Source organism: Chryseobacterium sp. Chry.R1 (assembly GCF_039645525.1).
Classification (GTDB): Bacteria; Bacteroidota; Bacteroidia; order Flavobacteriales; family Weeksellaceae; genus Chryseobacterium; species Chryseobacterium proteolyticum.
In genome coordinates this window covers 1,297,267-1,317,732 of sequence record NZ_CP151793.1, presented here as the reverse complement: position 1 = coordinate 1,317,732, position 20,466 = coordinate 1,297,267, and the positions used below count along the sequence as shown (strand labels likewise).

Below are 20,466 nucleotides of genomic sequence, written 5' to 3'. Positions count from 1 at the left end.
AAAATTACACAATTTTATTCAGTTTAAAACCATTGTATTTTTTACTTAAGGCATACAACAATATTATAAAAAGGAGTATAATGAATCCAAAAAAGAACCTAAGACCCGAAGAATGTGGAAAAAAAATAAATTTAATATAAATATTGGCGAAAATAAGACATGCAGATAATTTTACCCACTGATCCTTAGAAAGATAAAAAACAGCACCAAGCATACTTAAAGAGATCAGACTTACTTTCTTAAAATAAGTAATCTTATTTAAAAGGATATGAAGATACTCCTCAATAGTAAACACCGCAGGTTGAGCTGATATTGTTGGTCTTCTGTAGATAAAAGAGTCATAAAAAAGATTTTTCCATCCGGGATAATTATAAAACTTGATAATAAACATATACAGATACAAAAGTGCCGCTCCCTGGATCAGGATATAGAAATCAATCTTTTTATCCTTATAATATTCAAATACAATAACACTCATCAGATAGCTCAAAGTAAAAGGAATATAATCAGGTCGTGTAAATGTAATGCCTAAAAGAATCAAAAACATAATCCATTTATTCCAGCGTTTTATCCAACCTATCGCAAAAACAAGTAAAAATTGAAATATAAACATATCCGGTGTGGAAACTCTGGACATATAAGTCATCGGAGGTAATAGAGCTATTACAATAGTAAGCCCGGCTGCAATGAGATATTTCTGAGGAAATATAATTGTAACGATATAAAATAACAGTAGTCCGGATATAAAATAAGAAATAAGGCTTGCTACTAAAACTGCCATAGGAGGAGAAAATCCTATTTCGTAAAAAAAGGAAATCGCCAGGTTATATCCGGCCTTTATCTGGAAGTACGGAATTTGTTCGGTAAAAGATTGCGTATCGTTTTTAAAAACCTGTCTTGCCCTGTCTACAGGTTTCAATCCGATGATGTCGCTATACTGATCTGCGGGCGCTTCTTTTTCAATAAAACCGAAAGTAAGATTCCTTACTTTTTCAGGAGAATCCGGAAACCGGGAGGTATATAAACACCCCAGATATCCTGGCATATCCCAATCGTATATTCTGTTTTTATAATTCCAAAACGTAAGGTAAGATAAAATGAGAATTACTAAAAGGAAGGAAACTTTCCATTTTGTCTTCATTAAGAATCAATACATCAGCAATAGATCCGACATTATAAATCTTCTGCCTCGGCAAGAAGCTCTACAATATCTTTTACGGCTACTTCATCATTTTTATTGAAATGTTTCACCCCATCCGTCATCATCGTATTACAGAAAGGACAGCCAGTAGCAATTACTTTAGGCTCAAAAGACAATGCCTCTTCAGTTCTTTCTATATTAATATCCTTATTTCCTTTTTCAGGTTCTTTAAACATTTGTGCTCCTCCTGCACCACAACATAGTCCGTTGGTTTTGCAACGTTTCATTTCTACCAACTCAGCATCAAGTTTTTCCAAAAGTATTCTTGGCGCTTCGTATTCATTATTTGCTCTTCCTAAATAACATGGATCATGGAAGGTAATTTTTTTTCCTTTGAAGGCACCACCTTCAATTTTCAATCTGCCTTCCTCCATTAAACTTTTAAGAAATTGAGTATGATGTACTACCTCAAAATGTCCACCTAAGCTTGGATATTCATTTTTAAGCGTATTGAAGCAATGAGGACATGCCGTTACAATTTTCTTCACTTCATAGGCATTGAGGACTTCAATATTCGTTAATGCCATCATTTGGAAAACAAACTCGTTTCCTGCACGTTTTGCAGGATCTCCTGTACAGCTTTCTTCCTGGCCTAAAACCCCAAATTCAACGCCTATCTTATTTAATATTTTACAAAAAGCTTTCGTAATTTTCTTTGCACGGTCGTCAAAGCTACCAGCGCAACCCACCCAGAATAAAACTTCCGGTGCTTTTCCTTCGGCAGCATATTCTGCCATTGTTTTTATATTGAAATCCATCTTTTCTTATGATTTGAAAAATATGAGGATTTGGAAATTTGAAAATAGGTTGAGTGAAATCAATTTTTCAAATTTTCAAATTGATTAATTATCTAGTTCTCGTTTGCCCAGTTTAAACGGTCTGCCTGATTATACTGCCAAGGAGCAGCATTATTTTCCACATTAGTCATCATCAAATTCAGTTCCTGTGGTGCTGCCGATTGCTCCATTACCAGGAATCTTCTCATTTCAAAAATAATGGAAAGCGGATCCAGTAATATTGGACAAGCTTCTGTACAGGCATTACAAGTAGTACATGCCCAAAGCTCTTCTTTCGTTATATAATCATTCAGTAACTTTTTGCCATCATCTACAAACTTTCCGTTCTTGTCAATATTTCTTCCAACCTCTTCCATACGGTCTCTAGTCTTCATTAGAATTAACCTTGGAGAAAGCTTTTTACCGGTAATATTTGCAGGACATACAGAAGTACATCGTCCGCATTCCGTACATGAGTAGGCATTCAGTAATTGAACCTGATTCAGATCAAATATATCTTCAGCACCGAACTTGGAAGGGACATCTGCTTCAGCGCCTTCTGCCGGCGCAGCGTATGGATCAGCATTAGGATCCATCATCAGTTTAATCTCCTTCGTTACAGATTCCAAATTGTTGAATTTCCCTTTTTTCTCCAAATTAGCATACCATGTACTTGGGAATGCCAGGATAATATGAAGGTGCTTAGAATAATAAAGGTAATTCATGAAGAATAAAATTCCCACAAAATGAAACCACCAGGCTGCTTTTTCCGTGAAAAACAAAAAGCCATCACTGAAATTGCTGAAGATAGGTCCCAATAATGTTGAACTAACTGGAAAACTTCCATGCTCGGGAAGAAGCCCTCTTTGCTGAAGTACCCAATCTGCTGTATTCATTTTAAGAAAAGCAATCATAAGTGCAAACTCAATAATAAGAATCCAGTTGGCATCGTGTTTTGGCCATCCAAACAATTCTTTCATTGTTAATCTCTTTACTCCATAAAAATTTCTACGGATAAAAAAGACAACAACTCCTATGATGACCAATAATGCCAATACTTCCAGGGTTGCCGTAAAGAAGCTATAGAAGCTATGGCCAAAAACCGAAGCAAGGAACCTGTGAGTACCGAATATCCCATCGACAATAATCTCGATAAGTTCTATGTTGATAATAATAAAACCAACATAAACAAAAAGGTGCAAAATACCTGCTACAGGTCTCTTTACCATTTTACTCTGCCCCATTGCAACCCGTGCCATGGTTTCCCAGCGCTCGGACTTTTTATCACTTCGGTTGATTTCTTTGCCTAACTGAATATTTCTGTAAATTTTCATCAGGCTTTTAGCAAACAACCCAAACCCAGCAATTAATAAAATCAGAAAAATAACGTTATCGATGTACTGCATAAGGTGTAAATATTAGTCTTTATTATTCTTACCAAAAACGGAGAAATTGATATATCTCTTAGGATTGGCTTTCATGTCTTCAATTAACGAATTAAGATTCGTAGATGCAGAGTTCAAATTATTATACAGCTGTTCATCTTTCATCAACTTCCCTAAACTCCCTTGTCCGTTGTCTATTCCTCCGATTACCTGGTTAAGTTTACCAACGGTAGCATCCAGATTAGCAATGGTAGCATTCAACCTTTTAGTATCAATGCTCTCTGCCAGGTTGCCATATTTATCTAAAGTCACTTTCCCACTTTGCATGGTTAAGCTCGCATCATCTAAAACTTTCTGAAGTTTAGGATCATTGTGTCCAACTAAATTGTTAACGCTTCCTGCAGTTGTTTGTAATGCGCCTACAGTTTTATTAAGATTGGATAGTAAAGCTTTGATCTCTGCCCTGTTTTGCCCATCGACAATCATATTGGCATTGGCCATCAAAGAATCAACACGATGTAAAACAGATTGCAATTGATCCTTAACCGGTCCTACCTGTGAAGAAAGGCTTCCCAATGTCCCCAATTTGAAAGCTCCTTTTAAAGTGTCCCCATCTTTTGCCGTTGCCCCTCCATATACAAGGTTAACACGCATTTCTTTACCAGACATTAATCCCGGCTCAAAAATTTCAAGAGTAGAGTTCTTTGAAAACTCAAATTTATTATCTACCGTAATTTTTACAACAAAATTGATTTTCCCATCTTTACTTGTCTGAGGAATGATCTTATCAACCTGCCCTACTTTCAAGCCATTGATGGATACCGCTGAGGATTGTGCCAACCCTTCAACATTATCATATTTCGCGTAAAATATATTATCGGTAGTAAAAAGGCTACGGCCTTTCATAAATTGAAATAATAACACAAAGCCTACGATAGCTAAAAGTGCAATTACACCAGCTTTTAATTCTTTACTGAACTTCACTTGCTAATTTTTTTCTAATGAGCAAATATAGCACATTTTAAATTAATCTTTCTGTTTATTCCTCTGCGTTAAATACAAAAAAAGCGGCATAAAAAATGCCGCTTTTTGTATCTATAAAATTACTTTTTTATTAATGCTGATTTCCCAGCTTATTCCAGATTTCAATTCTGTAATCATCGATATCAGCATTGTCCTGCAAGCTCTTTAACCAAGCCTGTCCGAACATTCCTGCACTTCTTTGAGTAACAGACTCTGTAAATTGCTTAAGATCTCCAGGTTGTTTATTTACAGTCTCATTCTTTTTGATCAGAACATAAACTCCCGTTCCTCCTTCTACAGGTTTAGAAAGTTGAGATTTCTTAACTCCAAAAGCAGCACCGGCAACTTTAGGCTCCATAGATCCGGCTACTGAAGGATTTAAGAGATTCACCTGAGCACTTTGTTTTGTAGTGGCAAACATTTTTGCAATCTGATCAAGATTTGAAGCTTTAGCTGCCGTAATCTTATCAGCTATCTGTTTTGCAGCCAGCTTATTTTTCACAACCACCTCGATCTGATCTCTTACAGACTCAGGATCTGCCAATCCTTTTTCCTGTTTCCCGTTAAGGTATACTACAATTTTATCACCCGTTCCGTCTACTGTAAAGAATTCTGTATCTCCTTTAGATCTCTTCTTATCAAAAGCCCACGCAAGAATATCACCGTCTTTTTCAGTTCCTAAGCCTTGTAACTGACCATCGAATCTTTTGGCAGCCTTAGGATTTGAGAATTGATAATTTCCTTTCTTAGCAATATTCACGAAATCGTTGAAAGATTTACCCTGAACCTGCTGAATGAATCTTCTTGCTTTTTTATCAACATCTGCTTCCGTAGCATCAGAAGCTTTGATTGCTTTTACAACATTCGCTACTTTATATCCTAATGCACCAGGCTTTTTATCTTCAATGTTGATGATATGATATCCAAACTGCGTTTCTACAACACCTGTTGCTCCTTTTGGATTATTAGCCAAATAAGTAAGGAACTCAGGAACGAAAGGAGTTTCCGGAGTAGTCCATCCTAAACTTCCTCCTTGAGCGGCAGAATTAGGATCGCTGGAAAGCTTTAAGAATTCTGTGAATTTAGAAGGATTTGCTTTTACGATAGCTCCGATAGAGTCCGCTAATTTTTTAGCTTCTTCTTTGGATCTTGTAACACCTTCTCCTGCAGGACTTCCTTTGAATGCTATAAGGATATGTCTTGATAGTGTAGAATCTGAAGTCTTTTTACCTAAAAGCTTAGAAACCACATAGAAATTTTGCTCTTTATAAGGACCAAAAGTCTGTCCGACAGCTGCAGTTGTAATCTGTGACTGTATTGTCTGTGGCAATTGATTAGGCTTCAAATATTGGCTATTGAAAGGCATATCAGAGTTGGCCATTACAAACATAGAGTCATTGGTTGTATTTTGGAAATTTTCTTTCCCACCGCTTGCATCAGTTCCTCCTGAGAATATTTTATTGATTTCTTTTAAGGCTGCTGCATCATCAGCTGCACTCGGTTGAGAAGGAAAGAAAGCAATACCAATATTTCTGCTTGCTTCAGTCTTAAACATCACCGGATGTTGCTTAATATAATCAGCAAGGTCCTCTGTCTTAACTTTAATATTATTTTTCTGAAGGTAAGATGTGTAATCTACTTTCACAAAATCGATATCAGCCATCTGATCTCTTTGTCTCATCAACTCTTCAGCTTCTTTCTTACCTGTAGTGATCCCTGTAGAAATATTAGCAAAAACCTGTCTTGCCATAATTCTGTATTCAACAGATTTTCTGGTTTTCAACCACTGATTGTATCCTTCAGCACTTGTTGTTTTTAATTCCTCAACTTGTTTCTTAAGCTCTTGAGTCTTAAAATTACCTTTCTCATCAAAGAATTGTTTGTTTTGAGCAAACATCTGATCATACTGAATCTGACTCCAGAAGTAATCATCTGTCATTTCAAACCCCATCTTATCAAACTGCTGCTTGATAAGCTTTGATTGAACCAACAACTGCCAAGCTTGTTCTTCAAGACCATTTTTGGGCTGACCTTGTTGCTCTGCCTGCTGTTGCAATACGAAAAGTTGATCGTTAAACTCTTCACGGGTAATCTTTTCACCATTTACTTTTCCTAAAACATCAGGATTTTTTCCAAAAACCTTATCAATGCTATCAGGATTAACTAAAAACGCTAAAAGCGCCAGTGCAATTACTCCCATCAAAAGCCAAGGTCTATTCCTAATCTGTCCTAAAATTGCCATTTTATAAATTATAGTTTTTTATCAGGTTGCGAAAATACACATTTTTAAGAAATTACAGAAATCCAAGTGCTTTTTTTAATTTTTAAAATTCAAATTTCATAAAAAAGGAAATTTTGACCATATTTTTTAATGAAAAACAAATGGCATAGGTATTGTGCATCTTACATTAACATAATATACTAGGTATTTTCTTAGCATATTATGCATAATCACTTTAACGATTTAAAACGAGAATGACAATTTGTCATTTGATTTACTATGACAGAATTTGAAGATATTAGTTTGGAGGAAATGATTAGCGATGGATTTGATATTGTGGCGGAAGAGATAAATCTTTCCGACTTTTCGGAAACTGATAAAAATTCCGAACAAAAAATATTTCCTATTCTTCCTGTGAGGAACATGGTTATGTTTCCAAATGTAGTAATACCTATTACCGCGGGAAGGAAAGCATCTATACAGCTTCTTGAAGAGGCTCAGAAAAATGGAGATTTCATTGGGATTGTAAGTCAAAAAAACTCAGAACTAGAACAGCCTACTGAAAAAGACTTATATCAAACAGGAACTCTGGCGAAGATCATAAAGATCATCAAACTTCCTGAAGGAAATATTACTGCCATTACTAAAGGTTTTCACCGCTTTAAGGTCAAAAAATTTATTGAAACCCAACCTTATTTTAAGGCTGAAATTTCTAAATTAAAAGACACCAAAGCCAAAAACCAGGATGAATATGATGCTTTACTGGAAAATATTAAGGATTTAGCTTTAAAAATAATTGAGCTTGATCCAAATATTCCAAACGCAGCTAATTTTGCAATAAAAAACATCAACAATAACGATGATTTACTGAATTTTATTTGCACCAATGCCAGTTTCCCTTCTGTAGAAAAGCAAAAGCTTCTTGAAGAAAAAAGCTTGATGGCAAGAGCCAACAGCTGTTATGAAAAGATGCATGAGGACTACCGAAAACTGGAATTAAGAAACCAGATCCATCAGAAAACATCAAAAGATCTTGACAAGCAGCAGAGAGAATACTTCCTTAACCAACAGATCAGAACGATCCAGGAAGAACTTGGAGGTGGAGCAGAAGGAGATGTAGAAGATCTTATCAACAAGGCAAAGACTAAAAAATGGAGCAAGGAGGTTGAAGAACATTTTCAAAAAGAAATCAACAGACTACAAAGACAAAACCCTAATTCTCCGGACTATAATGTTCAGAGAAATTATCTAGATTTCTTCACGGACCTTCCGTGGGAAACTTATACAAAAGATGTTTTCGACATTGTAAAAGCTGAAAAAGTTCTTGAAAAAGCGCATTTCGGGCTGGAAGACATAAAGAAAAGAATCCTTGAGCACATGGCTGTTTTAAAATTAAAAAACAACATGAAATCTCCGATATTACTTCTTGTAGGTCCTCCCGGAGTAGGTAAAACTTCTTTAGGAAAATCTGTTGCCGATGCTCTGGGAAGAAAATATGTACGGTTATCTTTAGGTGGTCTTCATGATGAAAGTGAGATTCGCGGACACAGAAAAACCTACATAGGAGCAATGGCGGGAAGAATTCTTCAGTCCATAAAAAAATCAGGAACGTCCAATCCGGTTATTGTATTAGATGAAATTGATAAAGTAGGACAGGGAATCCATGGAGACCCGAGTTCCGCACTTTTAGAGGTTCTGGATCCTGAACAAAACAATGCATTCTATGATAATTTCCTGGAAATGGGTTATGATTTGTCTAAAGTAATGTTCATTGCTACAGCAAATTCTCTCTCTACCATACAAACCCCGCTTCTTGACAGAATGGAGATCATCCAGATTGCAGGGTATACCATGGAGGAAAAAACAGAAATCGCAAAAAGGCATCTTATCAAAAAACAACAGGAAGAAAACGGATTAACTTCAAAATCTTTTAAGCTTGGAAATCCTGAACTTAAACATATTATAGAGGCTCACACTTCAGAAAGCGGAGTAAGGACATTAGAAAAAAGAATAGCTTCTATTGCAAGGTGGGTGGCATTACAAACCGCATTGCTTAAAGATTACGATCCTAAGATAACTGTTGAAAAAATAGATGAGATCCTTGGTGTTCCAAGACCTAAAAGCTTATCAGAGATCACAGGAGTTCCAGGAGTAGTTACAGGATTGGCCTGGACAAGTGTGGGAGGAGATATTTTATTTATCGAAAGTATTCTCAGCAATGGAAAGGGCACACTGACAATGACAGGGAACCTGGGAACGGTAATGAAAGAGTCTGCGACAATAGCATTGGAGTATATCAAAGCAAAACATAAAGAATTAGGAATCGATCAGGAAGATATCGAAAAGAAAAACATTCACGTTCACGTTCCTGAAGGCGCCACTCCAAAAGACGGGCCTTCCGCGGGAATTGCCATGCTAACCTCAATGGTTTCTTCTTTTAAAAACAAGAAAGTTAAACCTCACCTGGCCATGACGGGAGAAATTACCCTCAGAGGAAAAGTGCTTCCTGTAGGAGGTATCAAAGAAAAACTTCTCGCAGCTACAAGGGCCGGTATTAAAGATGTTATTCTTTGCGAAGCTAACAGAAAAGATGTGGAAGAAATCAAAAAAGATTATCTGAAAGACCTTAACGTTCATTACGTTAACAAAATGGAAGATGTTATTGATATTGCCATAGAAAAGTAATATTATCATATAATCAATAAACAAAAAAAACATGTCTCAGTTTTGAGATGTGTTTTTTGTTTAAAAATATACAGTAGTCCGGGCATACAGTTATAAGTCTTCCTAAAAGAATTACTCAGGATTCAGAAGTTAGATACCACATCTTTAATCAAATTAATTTATATTCTGAAAAGAATTCAAGTTAATTGAATAAAAAGCCTTTCAATTCAATGGGTTTTACTAATTTTATAAAACAGATTATGAGTTATGAATTTTTTTAAGCTTCCCTTCCTTCTAAAATTAACCCTTGTTATTATTTCAATTATAGGTATCGGATACCTTATAGAGTTAGGACAAAGCATCCTGGCCCCTTTCTTTCTTGCTTTTTTAATGGCAATGCTATTTTTGCCTTTTTCTACATTCTTAGAAAGAAAATTAAGATTTCCACGCTCTGTTTCCACAATGATATCTGTTCTTTGTATGTTGGTGATCTTAGCGGGATTAATATTCTTCTTTGGATCGCAACTCTCAAGCTTTACCAAAGATCTTCCGCATTTGAGAATGCAATTTGACACTGTTTTCAGCGGGCTTCAAAAGTGGGTATATCATACTTTTAACGTTAAAATCCAGGAACAGTTAGACTACATTGATCAGGCCTTAAATAAACTTTTATCATCGTCAGGAGTTATTCTGGGATTTACCTTTGGGATCTTTTCTACAGGCTTAGGTTTCCTTGTATTTTTTATATTGTTTTTCATTTTCATCTTAAATTACAGAAGAATCCTTAACAACTTTATTGTTAATGTTTTTAGTGAGAAACATAAAGCAAGTGTACAGGAAGTGGTATCTGAGGTTCGCGTTATGACGAAGAAGTATATTATCGGTCTTTGCATACAGATTATTATTGTATCCAGCCTTACCTCAATTATCCTAACAATTTTAGGAGTTAAATATGCTATTTTATTGGGTGTATTAACAGGATTGCTTAACGTTATTCCTTATCTGGGAATTTGCCTTTCATTAGTCATTTCTTGTTTTATAGCTTTTGCAACAACCACTCCTTCTACTTGTATATATGTGATTATCGGTTACATAGGAGTCCATGTGGTGGACGGGAATATTGTACTTCCTTTTGTGGTAGGTTCAAAAGTGAAGATCAACGCATTGTTTTCTTTCATAGGAATTATTGTTGGGGAACATCTGTGGGGAATTTCAGGAATGTTCCTTTGTATTCCTGCAATCGCTATTATTAAAATCATCTTTGAAAGAGTGGATGGATTAAAGCCATGGGGAAAATTACTGGGTGAGGACGAAAAGCCTAATAAAAAGAAAAAGAGTTACAAAATTTCAAAGAATATTACGTTAAAAGAAATGGATTGAGCATCTATCCACCATTAACAAATAATCAACATATACTGCATAAAACGGTGACTTTAATCAAATTTAATGACATTTATAACCAATTTATTATAATTTTATTTAAATTTGATTAAAATCACCAACATGAAAATCATAAAATTCATTCTATGCCTTCTATTCGGACTTATGTTTCTGAATGCTGGGCTCGACAAATTTCTGCACTACAATCCGGCACCCAAACTTACCGAAGCACAAATAAAGTTATATACTGCATTTGGTGAAATCGGCTGGCTGCTGCCTTTAGTGGGTGTAGTAGAAATTATTGGGGGATTACTTTTTATCTTTCCAAAAACAAGAGCTTTAGGAGCAATTGTAATTTTACCCGTCATGGTGGGTATTGTATTGCATAATACTTACAGGGACCCATCTTCAACAGGGATTGCGATTTCCCTGGTCCTTTTCCTAATTAACATCTGGATAATCGCAGATAACAGCAAAAAATACAAAGCTTTAGTAAGCTAAAAAAGACTGCAATTGCAGTCTTTTTTTATACAAATGCACTAAAGCCTGTTATAGACCTACCGACAATTAGTGAATTGATTTCTTTAGTTCCTTCATAAGAATATATCGCCTCGGCATCTGCTACAAATCTTGCAACATCATATTCTAACAGGATTCCATTTCCACCCATTACCTCACGGGCTCTGGATACAATATCCCTTGTACGTAGAGTACAAAAAACCTTTGCCAGTGAAGCATGTTCATCCTTTAAAATCCCTTCGTCCTGCATTTCAGAAAGCCTGAAAACCAACGTCTGCATCGCAGTAAGGTTAGACAACATCTCTACCAAATGCCCCTGAATCATCTGAAAAGAAGCAATGGGTCTTCCAAACTGTTCTCTTTTCCTGGTATAGTCTAATGCACTTTCATAAGCACCTCTTGCGCAACCTGTCGCCATCCAGGCCACTCCGGCCCTTGTCATTCTCAATACTTTACCTGTATCTTTAAAAGAATTTGCATTTTGAAGTCTGTTTTCTTCAGTTACAAGACAATCTTTTAAAGTGATTAATCCGTTTTGTACGATACGAAGAGCCATTTTTCCCTTAATTTTTTCAACAGAGAACCCCGGATTATCTTTTTCTACAATAAATCCTTTCACCTCTCCGCTATCGACATCTCTTGCCCAGATAATCACCAAGTCAGCGAACGTAGCATTTCCAATCCATTTTTTCTCTCCGTTAAGAATCCATCCTTCAGGCGTTTTCTTGCATGTAGCAGTTAATCCTCCTGCTGCGCCGGATCCTACTTCAGGTTCCGTTAATCCGAAAGCTCCTATTTTTTCAAACTTTTGCATCTGAGGAAGCCATTTTTGCTTTTGCTCTTCAGAACCACATATATAAATGGATCCCATTGCCAATCCTGACTGCACCCCAAAAAAAGTAGCTATTGAAGCATCAATTCTCGCCATCTCCATTGCAATAACTCCCTCCATTAAAAAAGGCATTCCAGGACAACCATATCCTTCATAGGTGACCCCGCAAATATTCAGTTTCTGGAATTTAGGTATCAGTTCAAAAGGAAATTCATCTCTTAACCAATAATGATTAACCAAAGGCTTAACTTCCTTTTCCATAAATGCCCTCACCTTTAGCTGTATTTCTCTTTGTTCAGGCGTAAGCGTATGATAAATATCGTAAAAATCACCGTCAATGGGCGGTAGCTCTCTCTTCTTTTTATCGGAATCCAGCATTTTCATTAAACCTCCTAATTGTTTGTCATCTAATTTTGAGAAATTATGCATCAGCTTCGGAAGATCTACTTTTCTGGATATTGCGCTTAACTGATCAAAATCTATTGATCTGAATAATTCTATAGCATTTCTGATTTTGGAAAAAGTATTCGACATATTTACAGTTGTGATTTAATTTGTAAAAGATATACAAAAATCACTCCGAAATTTAATTCTTACAACCATCTTTATTTTACAAATACATGACTTACAATGAATTAAACATCATTTTCTATTTACAAAGTTTTTACTTGTGATTTTCAAACTTTACAAACCATTCCATCTGAACTTTGGTATCAACAAAAATAAATATTATGAAAACTACTTACATTAAATTATCTATGGCTGCTGTTCTTTTATTAGGTATTTACTCGTGTAAAAAAGGAGAAGCGGTAGCAGCAGATTACGAAACGGCAAATGCTACAGACTCTGCTTCGTTCATGGTATCCGATAGTGTATCTTCTGCTGCAACAATGAAGATAAAAGACAAACAGTTCATTAAAACTGCAGATGTCAATATGGAGGTAAAAGACGTTTATGATGCAACCGTTTCAATTGAAAAATCAGTGCAGGATCTGGGAGGATTTGTTACACATAGTAACTTACGAAGCAATATAATTTCAGAGGACACTTATAATACTTCCAATGAAGACGCCATACTTGTAAAAAAATACCAGACTGAAAATGCTATGCAGGTACGTGTTCCTACGCCAAAATTAGGAGAATTCTTAACCTTGATTAACAACAAAAAGCTATTCCTAAACTTTCGATCAATCAATGCAGAAGATGTAACATCGAGCATAAAATACGCAGAACTAGAAGGAAGAAGGATCAAAAAAACAAGTGAAAATATCACTCAGCTGAAGAATAACAAGGACAAGGTAAAACTGGACGACGACAATATGTCCGAAGGCAATCTTCAGCAATTCGCTAATCTTGACGTTACTGACAATCTGAAATATAGTACAATTGACATTTACATTAAAGAACCTAAGTACCGGATTGCGGAAATTACCATAACGAATACTAAAAATATTGATAATAAATACAAATTCAATTTTATCTATGATGCTAAGAATGCCTTTGTAGAAGGGTTTTATCTTATTCAAAAAATTGCAGTAGGACTGATCACCATTTGGCCGGTTTTATTAATCGCAGCAGTGATCATCTATTGTATCAGAAGACGAAAACCTATTCAAAAGACGAACCCACCCATTTCATAATAACACAATGCTATCCTAACCTTTGGGTTATCACCATAATTTTAGATTTTAAAAACCTCTGATTTTATTCGGAGGTTTTCTTCTATTTATATGATCTCGCTATTTTTTTATTATAATTTTTTTAGAAGACACTCCATTCTTATTTTGCATTTTAACAAAGTAAGTCCCCTCCGTAAGCCCCGATAAGTCTATGGAAAACCGGTTCGTTAAAAAGTTATATTTTTTTAATTCTTGTCCACCCATATTATATACAGTTATAAAATACGGCTTTTTATCTGCATCTAATTCAAAATTAAAAATACCACTTGATGGGTTAGGGGAAATCATTCCAAAATTTAAAATTTCATTGGTTGTAGTCCCTAATGTAGCACTATACTCACTTGCCCCTATATCGATAATTGTATTTGAAATTCTCCCAGCTCCATAAAAATCCAATTCTCCTGAAGTAATAGCAGTAATTGGTTTTCCCTTATTTATACAAACACTTGCTGCATTTAATTTTACAATAGGTGGTGTACTTGAAATGGATACCAAACTTGGATTAGCATAAAGAGAATTGGCGTCCTGGCCAGTTGCAGATCTATACGCTGCAAATGTATCATAGGTTGTTCCTCTCCAATCTACTGCGATATCATTTTGATCATTATTTGGAGTATACCAACAATTATAATTAAAAGTATTGTTCGATTGTGGACTCTTGTTATCTATAAACATCAATAAATTTTCTGGACCAGTGTAAAAAATATTGTTCTCAAAAGTACAATTAGAAGCTTTGCTCATCGAAATTTCTCCAGACCCTTTATTCGCAGTGTCGTTTTGTAAAAATGTATTGTTTCGGATAACACTATTAATAACCTGACCTGTAGTATTATCATCAAACCCTCCTATCGAAAGCCCTGCTTCTTTATTTTTATATATTAAATTGTTTTTTACAGTAATTTGCTGAACAATCCCATCTCTCTCAGCTCCGACCTCAATTCCATATCCATTTTGATAACTTTTATTTCTTTCTATAGTAATATTCCTCGCGCCATCAACATAAATCCCTGCGGAAGTTGCATACTTTGCAACATTATTATAACACTCATTATTAATCACTACTCCATTTCTGGCTTCATCTAATGACGTATTTGATGCTGTACCCTCATGTCCTAGGATATCAATTCCTATATTTGTATTATCGTATACCTTGCAATTTTTGACTATAAATCCATCTATATTTCCATTTACAGCCAATGCTTCACTATAACCCAAAATATTATTAAACACCTTACATTCGTCTATCGTAAGATTGGTAATTCCGCCATTACGACCATACACAATAAAGCCCTGCGCATTATTATTAGGATTAACCGGTATATCTTTATTTGCATTCCAATTAATTTTTGTAACCGTTATGTTTTTGAACGTGAGATCTGTAGATGAACCGATTCCCGTTGTTTGAACAAGCACTCCCTGCGCATCATTTACTGTTTTGTTTTGGATGGTCAGGTTTTCAAATTTCAGAAAACTTTTATTCGTCACCGTCAACAGAGTACTTCCCGGGGTATTTGTTCCGTCAATGATTACATTATCATTGGCATAATTTTTAAAAGTAATATAGTTTCCACTGGTTCCACTTACGTTGATAACAACATTTTCGTAATAAGTACCTGCCTTAATATTCACAATACTGTTTGGAGTAGCCTTAGTGGCTGCTTTTTGTATTGTTTTCCATGGAGCAGTGCTGCTTCCGTTATTGTTATCGCTTCCGTTTGCTTTATCTACATAATAATTGGTCTGGCCGAATCCCAGGTTATACACCAGTAATAATACTGTAATTTTAATAATTTTTTTCATTTAACGATATATTTAAGTGATATGTATTCACGGTTTCACCTCTTTTAAAAGGCTTTGTGGTTAATGCGAGAGATGCATTATTCAGAATTACGTAACGGCGTATAAATATACAAAGGTTCCCGTAAAAAACTAATTATCAATTTATAATATATTGAAAATTAACAAATATTAATCTCACTTCCTGCCACAACAATCATGAAAAGGATACAACATCCGGATGATCACCATAATTTTACATTTTACCATGGCCAATTTTTTCCGGAGGTTTTATTTTTCCTTAAATTTGCATTTTAATCTCAAGATTCCATTAAATTTATTGATTTTCAACCTAGAATTTTAACTTTGAACATATGCTATCAAAAATAAATCCCATACACACCAACAGCTGGAAAGCCCTTGATGAACACTTTGCAGGAAATGATTTCGACTTAAGAACCCTTTTCGCATACAATGAAAATCGTTTTGAAGAGTTCTCAATAAAAAAAGAAAATTTTCTTTTTGATTACTCTAAAAACCTGATGGATTCAAGGACTAAAGAATTGTTGTTGAATTTAGCTGAAGAATGCCAGCTAAAAGACGCCATTTCTAAAATGTTTAGTGGTGACAAAATCAATGAAACAGAAGGGAGAGCAGTTCTTCATACAGCTTTAAGGGATTTTTCGGATAAGGAAATTTTGGTAGATGGAGAAAATGTAAAGCCTCACATCAGAAGAGTCCTTGACCATATGAAATCTTTTTCCGAGAAAATAATTTCCGGAGAACACAAAGGATTCAGCGGAAAAGAAATCACGGATGTAGTTAATATCGGAATCGGAGGCTCTGACCTTGGTCCTGTGATGGTATGCTCTGCGCTAAAACACTTCAAAACAAGGCTGGACGTTCATTTCGTATCTAATGTGGACGGAAACCATATTGCAGAAGTCGTTAAAAATTTAAATCCTGAAACAACTCTGTTTGTCGTTGCTTCCAAAACTTTTACAACCCAGGAAACAATGACTAATGCCAATTCTGCAAAAGATTGGTTTTTACAAGCTGGAAAGCAGGATGACGTTGCCAAACATTTCGTAGCTTTATCCACTAATATCGAAGCAGTTAAAAGCTTCGGAATCGCAGAAGATAACATCTTTGAATTCTGGGACTGGGTTGGCGGAAGATATTCTCTTTGGAGTGCTATCGGACTAAGTATTGTTCTGGCAGTAGGTTATGAAAACTTCGAAGAATTGTTAAAAGGAGCTTTTGATACCGATCAACACTTCCAGAACACGGACTTTTCAGAAAATATTCCGGTTTTAATGGGTCTCATTGGCATCTGGTACCGTAATTTTTATGCTGCAACTACTTATGCTATTTTGCCTTATTCCCAGTATCTTGACAGATTTGCTGCGTACTTACAACAGGGAGATATGGAAAGCAACGGAAAATGCGTAGACAGAAATGGTGAATTTGTGGAATATGAAACAGGTCCTATTATCTGGGGAGAGCCAGGAACGAATGGACAGCATGCATTCTATCAGCTGATCCACCAGGGTACGGAATTAATTCCTGCTGATTTTATAGCCTATGCAAAAAGTAGTAATAAGGTTTCTGATCACCAGGACAAACTACTGGCTAACTTTTTCGCTCAGACGGAAGCGCTTGCTTTTGGAAAAAATGAAGAAGAAGTAGAGGAAGAATTAAGAAATTCAGGAAAATCGGATGAGGAAATAGAAAGGCTGTTAAACTTCAAGGTCTTCCACGGAAACACACCAACTAACTCCATATTATTCAAAGAATTAACTCCTTTTTCATTAGGCCAGTTAATAGCAATGTATGAGCATAAAATCTTTGTTCAGGGAGTGATCTGGAATATCTTCAGTTTTGATCAATTCGGAGTAGAGCTTGGAAAGGTATTAGCCAACAAAATTCTACCTGAACTGGAGAATGATGCAACTATTGGGTCACACGATAGTTCGACTAACGGGCTGATCAATTATTATAAGGACAATAAATAAATAAAGAAAGTAAATATCTAATAAAAAAGTAAAATGGCAGAAATTCTTGACGGACTAAAAGTATCCAAAGAAATAAAAGCAGAAATCAAGACAGAAGTTGAAAAGATTCTTGAAAGCAAAAGAAGAGCACCTCATTTGGTGGCCATCCTTGTTGGAAACAACGGAGCAAGCAAGGCTTATGTAAATGCTAAAGTAAAGGATTGCGAGGAAGTAGGTTTTCAATCCAGCCTTATTAAATTCCCAAGTACGGTTTCCGAATCTGAATTACTGGAAAAAATCGATGAGCTGAATAAATCTAAAGCTGTGGATGGATTCATCGTTCAGTTACCTTTACCGGATCAGATTGATCAGGAGAAAATCATTAATGCTATTGATCCAAGAAAAGATGTTGATGGATTCCATCCTGAAAATTTCGGGAAAATGGCATTGGAAATGGATACATTCTTACCTGCTACCCCTTTTGGAATTTTAACATTGTTAGAAAGATATAATATTGAAACTAAAGGTAAAGATTGTGTAATTATCGGAAGAAGTAAAATCGTAGGGAGACCCATGAGTATTTTGATGGGAAGAAAAGACTTCCCTGGAAATTCTACTGTTACCCTTACACACTCTTATACTAAGGACATTGAAGAATATACTAAAAAAGCAGACATTGTCATTACAGCTTTGGGAGATCCTCATTTCTTAAAGGGTGAAATGATTAAAGACGGTGCTGTAATTGTAGATGTAGGAATTACCAGAGTGGATGATGACTCTCCAAAAGGATATTATCTGGCAGGTGATGTAGATTTTGACAGCTGTGCTGCAAAAGCGAGCTGGATTACACCTGTTCCCGGAGGAGTTGGTCCCATGACAAGAGCTATGTTGATGAAAAACACCATCATTGCTTATAAAACTTCAGTCTATAACGACTAATTTAAAAATGAATAAAGAAGAAGATATTTTATTAAATGAAGGTAAAATGCTCCCTGTGATGGAGCATTTTTACACTTTACAAGGTGAAGGAGCACACACAGGAAAAGCCGCTTATTTTATAAGATTGGGTGGCTGCGATGTGGGTTGCCATTGGTGTGATGTAAAGGAAAGCTGGAATCCTGATCTTCACCCATTGATGAATGCGGAAGAAATTGCAGAAACAGCAGCAAAACATTGTAAAACCATCGTTTTAACCGGTGGTGAACCTTTGATGTGGAACCTGGATATTTTAACCTCCAAGCTAAAGGAATTGGGATGTACCATACACATTGAAACTTCGGGGGCTTATCCTGTAAGCGGACAACTGGACTGGATCACCCTTTCTCCAAAGAAAACAGGTCTTCCAAAAGAAGATATATATGAGAAAGCCAGTGAACTGAAGGTAATTATTTTCAATAATCACGATTTTGCATTTGCACAGGAGCAAGCGGCTAAGGTTTCAAAAGATTGTAAGCTATATCTTCAAAGTGAATGGAGTAAACGTGATGAAATGTATCCGAAAATTACTGATTTCATTTTAGCAAATCCGGAATGGCAGGCCTCAGTTCAGACGCATAAATATCTTAATATCCCGTAAAAATTACATATCTTAGCTCCTGACATCCCTTATATAGCGATAGATGCAGAGAATTCGATACTCTAGATATTTAAAATCGATCATCCTTTTGCTTGACCTTTTGGTTATTGCATCTGTTTTTATTTTCTTTTTTTTAAGCAGGAACCGGGATCTTATACACGACAAGGATATCTGGTACGAAAATTCGTTCCCCTTGCTTTTGTTGATCTCTTTTTGGGTTCTGCTGAGTGGAAGAACCAAAATTTACAATATAAGAAGAAACCTTACCTACACTACTTTTATAGAACGTATCGTTACTCATTTTATATTGTTTGTAATTGGTCTTGTATTGATAAGAAAGGTAAGTAATAATAAATTTTTCAGTTCAGAGCTTTCTTGGTTGTCGCTGTACCTGTTTTCTTTTATATTGATTACAAAATCCATTATTTATTTTGGTATAAAATACCTGAGATCTATAGGAATTAACAACAGGAATGTGATGTTTCTAAGTGAGAACAGCTCTACGAATGTTTTGAAAAACATATTGAATGAAAGGAAAGATTTCGGATACAGAATTTTTGAATACCCTACTGAAATAATTCAGACCCAAGAGCTTCAGTCCTTCTGGAAGAGCAATGGAATACATACATTATTTCTGCCACTGGAAAATACATTTACCTCTCAGATGGAGGATGAAATTTTCAGATTAGCTGAAGCAAGCAAGGTGCATATTTCGCTGATCCCTAATATATCTCAGACTGATCTTTTTACTTACGACCTGGGATATGTAGAGACTCAGCCGGTTCTCAATCAGGCAAAATATCCTTTGGATTATTATTCCAATTACCTTTTAAAAAGATTGTTTGATATCGTTTTTTCACTTGTGGTTATGATAGGTATCTGCTTCTGGTTATTTCCGATAATTGCAATTTTTATCAAGCTGACGTCAAAAGGGCCTGTTTTTTTCATACAGAAAAGATATGGTTTTCATGAAGAAGTATTTAGCTGTATAAAATTCAGAACAATGGTGGTGAATGATGAGTCAACAACGAGAACAACATCGGAAAATGACGCAAGGATCACAGGGATTGGTAAGTTTCTCAGAAAAACAAGCCTGGATGAGATGCCACAGTTTATTAATGTATTAAGGGGAGAGATGTCAATTGTAGGACCACGTCCTCATATGCTGGCAGTAGATAATTATTATAAACCCAAAATAGGGAGATATAGTCTTAGAAGTACTGTAAATCCAGGGATTACAGGTCTTGCACAGGTAAACGGGCTCAGGGGTGATTCCGGGGATGTGGAGGTTGAAATGAAAAAGCGGATACTGGCTGATGCCTTCTATGTGAGAAACTGGAGCTTCATCCTGGATCTTATCATCATTTTGAAAACTATTTTACTGGTTTTAGGTGGAGATAAAAACGCAAAATAAAGAATGCTTAATAAAAAAAGTCTAAT

At 35.7% G+C, this 20,466-nt stretch carries 15 protein-coding genes; 8 read left to right on the top strand and 7 right to left on the bottom strand.

Translation table 11 applies throughout. The annotated features are described in order from the left end of the window. Nucleotides 1–4: 4 nt before the first annotated feature. The 5 genes from AAEU33_RS06175 to AAEU33_RS06155 all read right to left on the bottom strand — a co-directional run bounded on the left by AAEU33_RS06175 (nt 5) and on the right by AAEU33_RS06155 (nt 6,627). A complete protein-coding gene (locus AAEU33_RS06175; protein ID WP_345991453.1) occupies nt 5–1,141 on the bottom strand; it encodes a hypothetical protein in 1,137 nt (378 codons plus the stop codon). A 32-nt stretch (nt 1,142–1,173) separates the two neighbouring features. Next, nucleotides 1,174–1,959, bottom strand: a complete 786-nt coding sequence (locus AAEU33_RS06170; RefSeq protein ID WP_172281268.1) for a (Fe-S)-binding protein — start codon at nt 1,957–1,959, stop codon at nt 1,174–1,176. A gap of 92 nt (nt 1,960–2,051) precedes the next feature. Then, nucleotides 2,052–3,383 carry a (Fe-S)-binding protein gene (locus tag AAEU33_RS06165; protein WP_172281270.1) on the bottom strand — a complete coding sequence of 444 codons (1,332 nt, stop codon included), beginning with the start codon at nt 3,381–3,383 and terminating at the stop codon, nt 2,052–2,054. A 12-nt stretch (nt 3,384–3,395) separates the two neighbouring features. After that, the gene (locus AAEU33_RS06160) at nt 3,396–4,346 is read right to left on the bottom strand and encodes an MlaD family protein (RefSeq protein WP_172281272.1); all 951 of its coding nucleotides are present in this window, start codon (nt 4,344–4,346) and stop codon (nt 3,396–3,398) included. 130 nt (nt 4,347–4,476) lie between these two features. After that, nucleotides 4,477–6,627, bottom strand: a complete 2,151-nt coding sequence (locus AAEU33_RS06155) for a SurA N-terminal domain-containing protein (RefSeq protein WP_345991450.1) — start codon at nt 6,625–6,627, stop codon at nt 4,477–4,479. A gap of 258 nt (nt 6,628–6,885) precedes the next feature. Between AAEU33_RS06155 and lon the strand changes: the two genes are divergently transcribed. The 3 genes from lon (at nt 6,886) to AAEU33_RS06140 (ending at nt 11,151) form a co-directional block, all read left to right on the top strand. Beyond that, on the top strand, nt 6,886–9,291 hold the full coding sequence (gene lon / locus AAEU33_RS06150) for an endopeptidase La (protein WP_172281276.1): 2,406 nt from the start codon (nt 6,886–6,888) through the stop codon (nt 9,289–9,291). A gap of 246 nt (nt 9,292–9,537) precedes the next feature. Beyond that, the gene (locus AAEU33_RS06145) at nt 9,538–10,650 is read left to right on the top strand and encodes an AI-2E family transporter (RefSeq protein WP_345991448.1); all 1,113 of its coding nucleotides are present in this window, start codon (nt 9,538–9,540) and stop codon (nt 10,648–10,650) included. Nucleotides 10,651–10,773: 123 nt separating this feature from the next. Further along, nucleotides 10,774–11,151 (top strand): DoxX family protein, encoded by a 378-nt coding sequence (locus tag AAEU33_RS06140; protein ID WP_345991446.1) that lies wholly within the window; start codon nt 10,774–10,776, stop codon nt 11,149–11,151. A 25-nt stretch (nt 11,152–11,176) separates the two neighbouring features. Here the strand turns inward: AAEU33_RS06140 and AAEU33_RS06135 are convergent, their stop codons facing one another. Continuing rightward, nucleotides 11,177–12,535: an acyl-CoA dehydrogenase family protein gene (locus tag AAEU33_RS06135; protein WP_345991444.1), complete on the bottom strand. Its 1,359-nt coding sequence runs from the start codon at nt 12,533–12,535 to the stop codon at nt 11,177–11,179. A gap of 197 nt (nt 12,536–12,732) precedes the next feature. Between AAEU33_RS06135 and AAEU33_RS06130 the strand changes: the two genes are divergently transcribed. After that, complete coding sequence (locus AAEU33_RS06130) at nt 12,733–13,641, top strand: DUF4349 domain-containing protein (protein ID WP_345991442.1); 909 nt, start codon at nt 12,733–12,735, stop codon at nt 13,639–13,641. Nucleotides 13,642–13,740: 99 nt separating this feature from the next. On the opposite strand, the gene AAEU33_RS06125 is transcribed toward AAEU33_RS06130, so the two are convergent. Then, on the bottom strand, nt 13,741–15,480 hold the full coding sequence (locus tag AAEU33_RS06125) for a T9SS type A sorting domain-containing protein (RefSeq protein WP_345991440.1): 1,740 nt from the start codon (nt 15,478–15,480) through the stop codon (nt 13,741–13,743). A 350-nt stretch (nt 15,481–15,830) separates the two neighbouring features. Between AAEU33_RS06125 and pgi the strand changes: the two genes are divergently transcribed. Genes pgi through AAEU33_RS06105 form a run of 4 tightly spaced genes read left to right on the top strand, consistent with a single transcriptional unit; the run spans nt 15,831 to nt 20,440 of the window. Next, nucleotides 15,831–17,471, top strand: coding sequence for a glucose-6-phosphate isomerase (gene pgi, locus AAEU33_RS06120; protein ID WP_345991438.1), 1,641 nt, complete (start codon nt 15,831–15,833; stop codon nt 17,469–17,471). A gap of 33 nt (nt 17,472–17,504) precedes the next feature. Next, the gene (locus AAEU33_RS06115; protein ID WP_172281290.1) at nt 17,505–18,389 is read left to right on the top strand and encodes a bifunctional 5,10-methylenetetrahydrofolate dehydrogenase/5,10-methenyltetrahydrofolate cyclohydrolase; all 885 of its coding nucleotides are present in this window, start codon (nt 17,505–17,507) and stop codon (nt 18,387–18,389) included. Nucleotides 18,390–18,396: 7 nt separating this feature from the next. Continuing rightward, nucleotides 18,397–19,026: a 7-carboxy-7-deazaguanine synthase QueE gene (locus tag AAEU33_RS06110; protein ID WP_345991436.1), complete on the top strand. Its 630-nt coding sequence runs from the start codon at nt 18,397–18,399 to the stop codon at nt 19,024–19,026. Nucleotides 19,027–19,069: 43 nt separating this feature from the next. Further along, on the top strand, nt 19,070–20,440 hold the full coding sequence (locus AAEU33_RS06105) for an exopolysaccharide biosynthesis polyprenyl glycosylphosphotransferase (RefSeq protein WP_345991434.1): 1,371 nt from the start codon (nt 19,070–19,072) through the stop codon (nt 20,438–20,440). The last annotated feature ends 26 nt before the right edge of the window (nt 20,441–20,466 follow it).

Bases quoted from the DNA above. Each gene is read 5' to 3' on its own strand.
- AAEU33_RS06175 (WP_345991453.1), bottom strand. From the start codon at position 1,141: ATGAAGACAAAATGGAAAGTTTCCTTCCTTTTAGTAATTCTCATTTTA.
- AAEU33_RS06170 (WP_172281268.1), bottom strand. From the start codon at position 1,959: ATGGATTTCAATATAAAAACAATGGCAGAATATGCTGCCGAAGGAAAA.
- AAEU33_RS06165 (WP_172281270.1), bottom strand. From the start codon at position 3,383: ATGCAGTACATCGATAACGTTATTTTTCTGATTTTATTAATTGCTGGG.
- AAEU33_RS06155 (WP_345991450.1), bottom strand. From the start codon at position 6,627: ATGGCAATTTTAGGACAGATTAGGAATAGACCTTGGCTTTTGATGGGA.
- lon (WP_172281276.1), top strand. From the start codon at position 6,886: ATGACAGAATTTGAAGATATTAGTTTGGAGGAAATGATTAGCGATGGA.
- AAEU33_RS06145 (WP_345991448.1), top strand. From the start codon at position 9,538: ATGAATTTTTTTAAGCTTCCCTTCCTTCTAAAATTAACCCTTGTTATT.
- AAEU33_RS06140 (WP_345991446.1), top strand. From the start codon at position 10,774: ATGAAAATCATAAAATTCATTCTATGCCTTCTATTCGGACTTATGTTT.
- AAEU33_RS06135 (WP_345991444.1), bottom strand. From the start codon at position 12,535: ATGTCGAATACTTTTTCCAAAATCAGAAATGCTATAGAATTATTCAGA.
- AAEU33_RS06130 (WP_345991442.1), top strand. From the start codon at position 12,733: ATGAAAACTACTTACATTAAATTATCTATGGCTGCTGTTCTTTTATTA.
- AAEU33_RS06125 (WP_345991440.1), bottom strand. From the start codon at position 15,480: ATGAAAAAAATTATTAAAATTACAGTATTATTACTGGTGTATAACCTG.
- pgi (WP_345991438.1), top strand. From the start codon at position 15,831: ATGCTATCAAAAATAAATCCCATACACACCAACAGCTGGAAAGCCCTT.
- AAEU33_RS06115 (WP_172281290.1), top strand. From the start codon at position 17,505: ATGGCAGAAATTCTTGACGGACTAAAAGTATCCAAAGAAATAAAAGCA.
- AAEU33_RS06110 (WP_345991436.1), top strand. From the start codon at position 18,397: ATGAATAAAGAAGAAGATATTTTATTAAATGAAGGTAAAATGCTCCCT.
- AAEU33_RS06105 (WP_345991434.1), top strand. From the start codon at position 19,070: ATGCAGAGAATTCGATACTCTAGATATTTAAAATCGATCATCCTTTTG.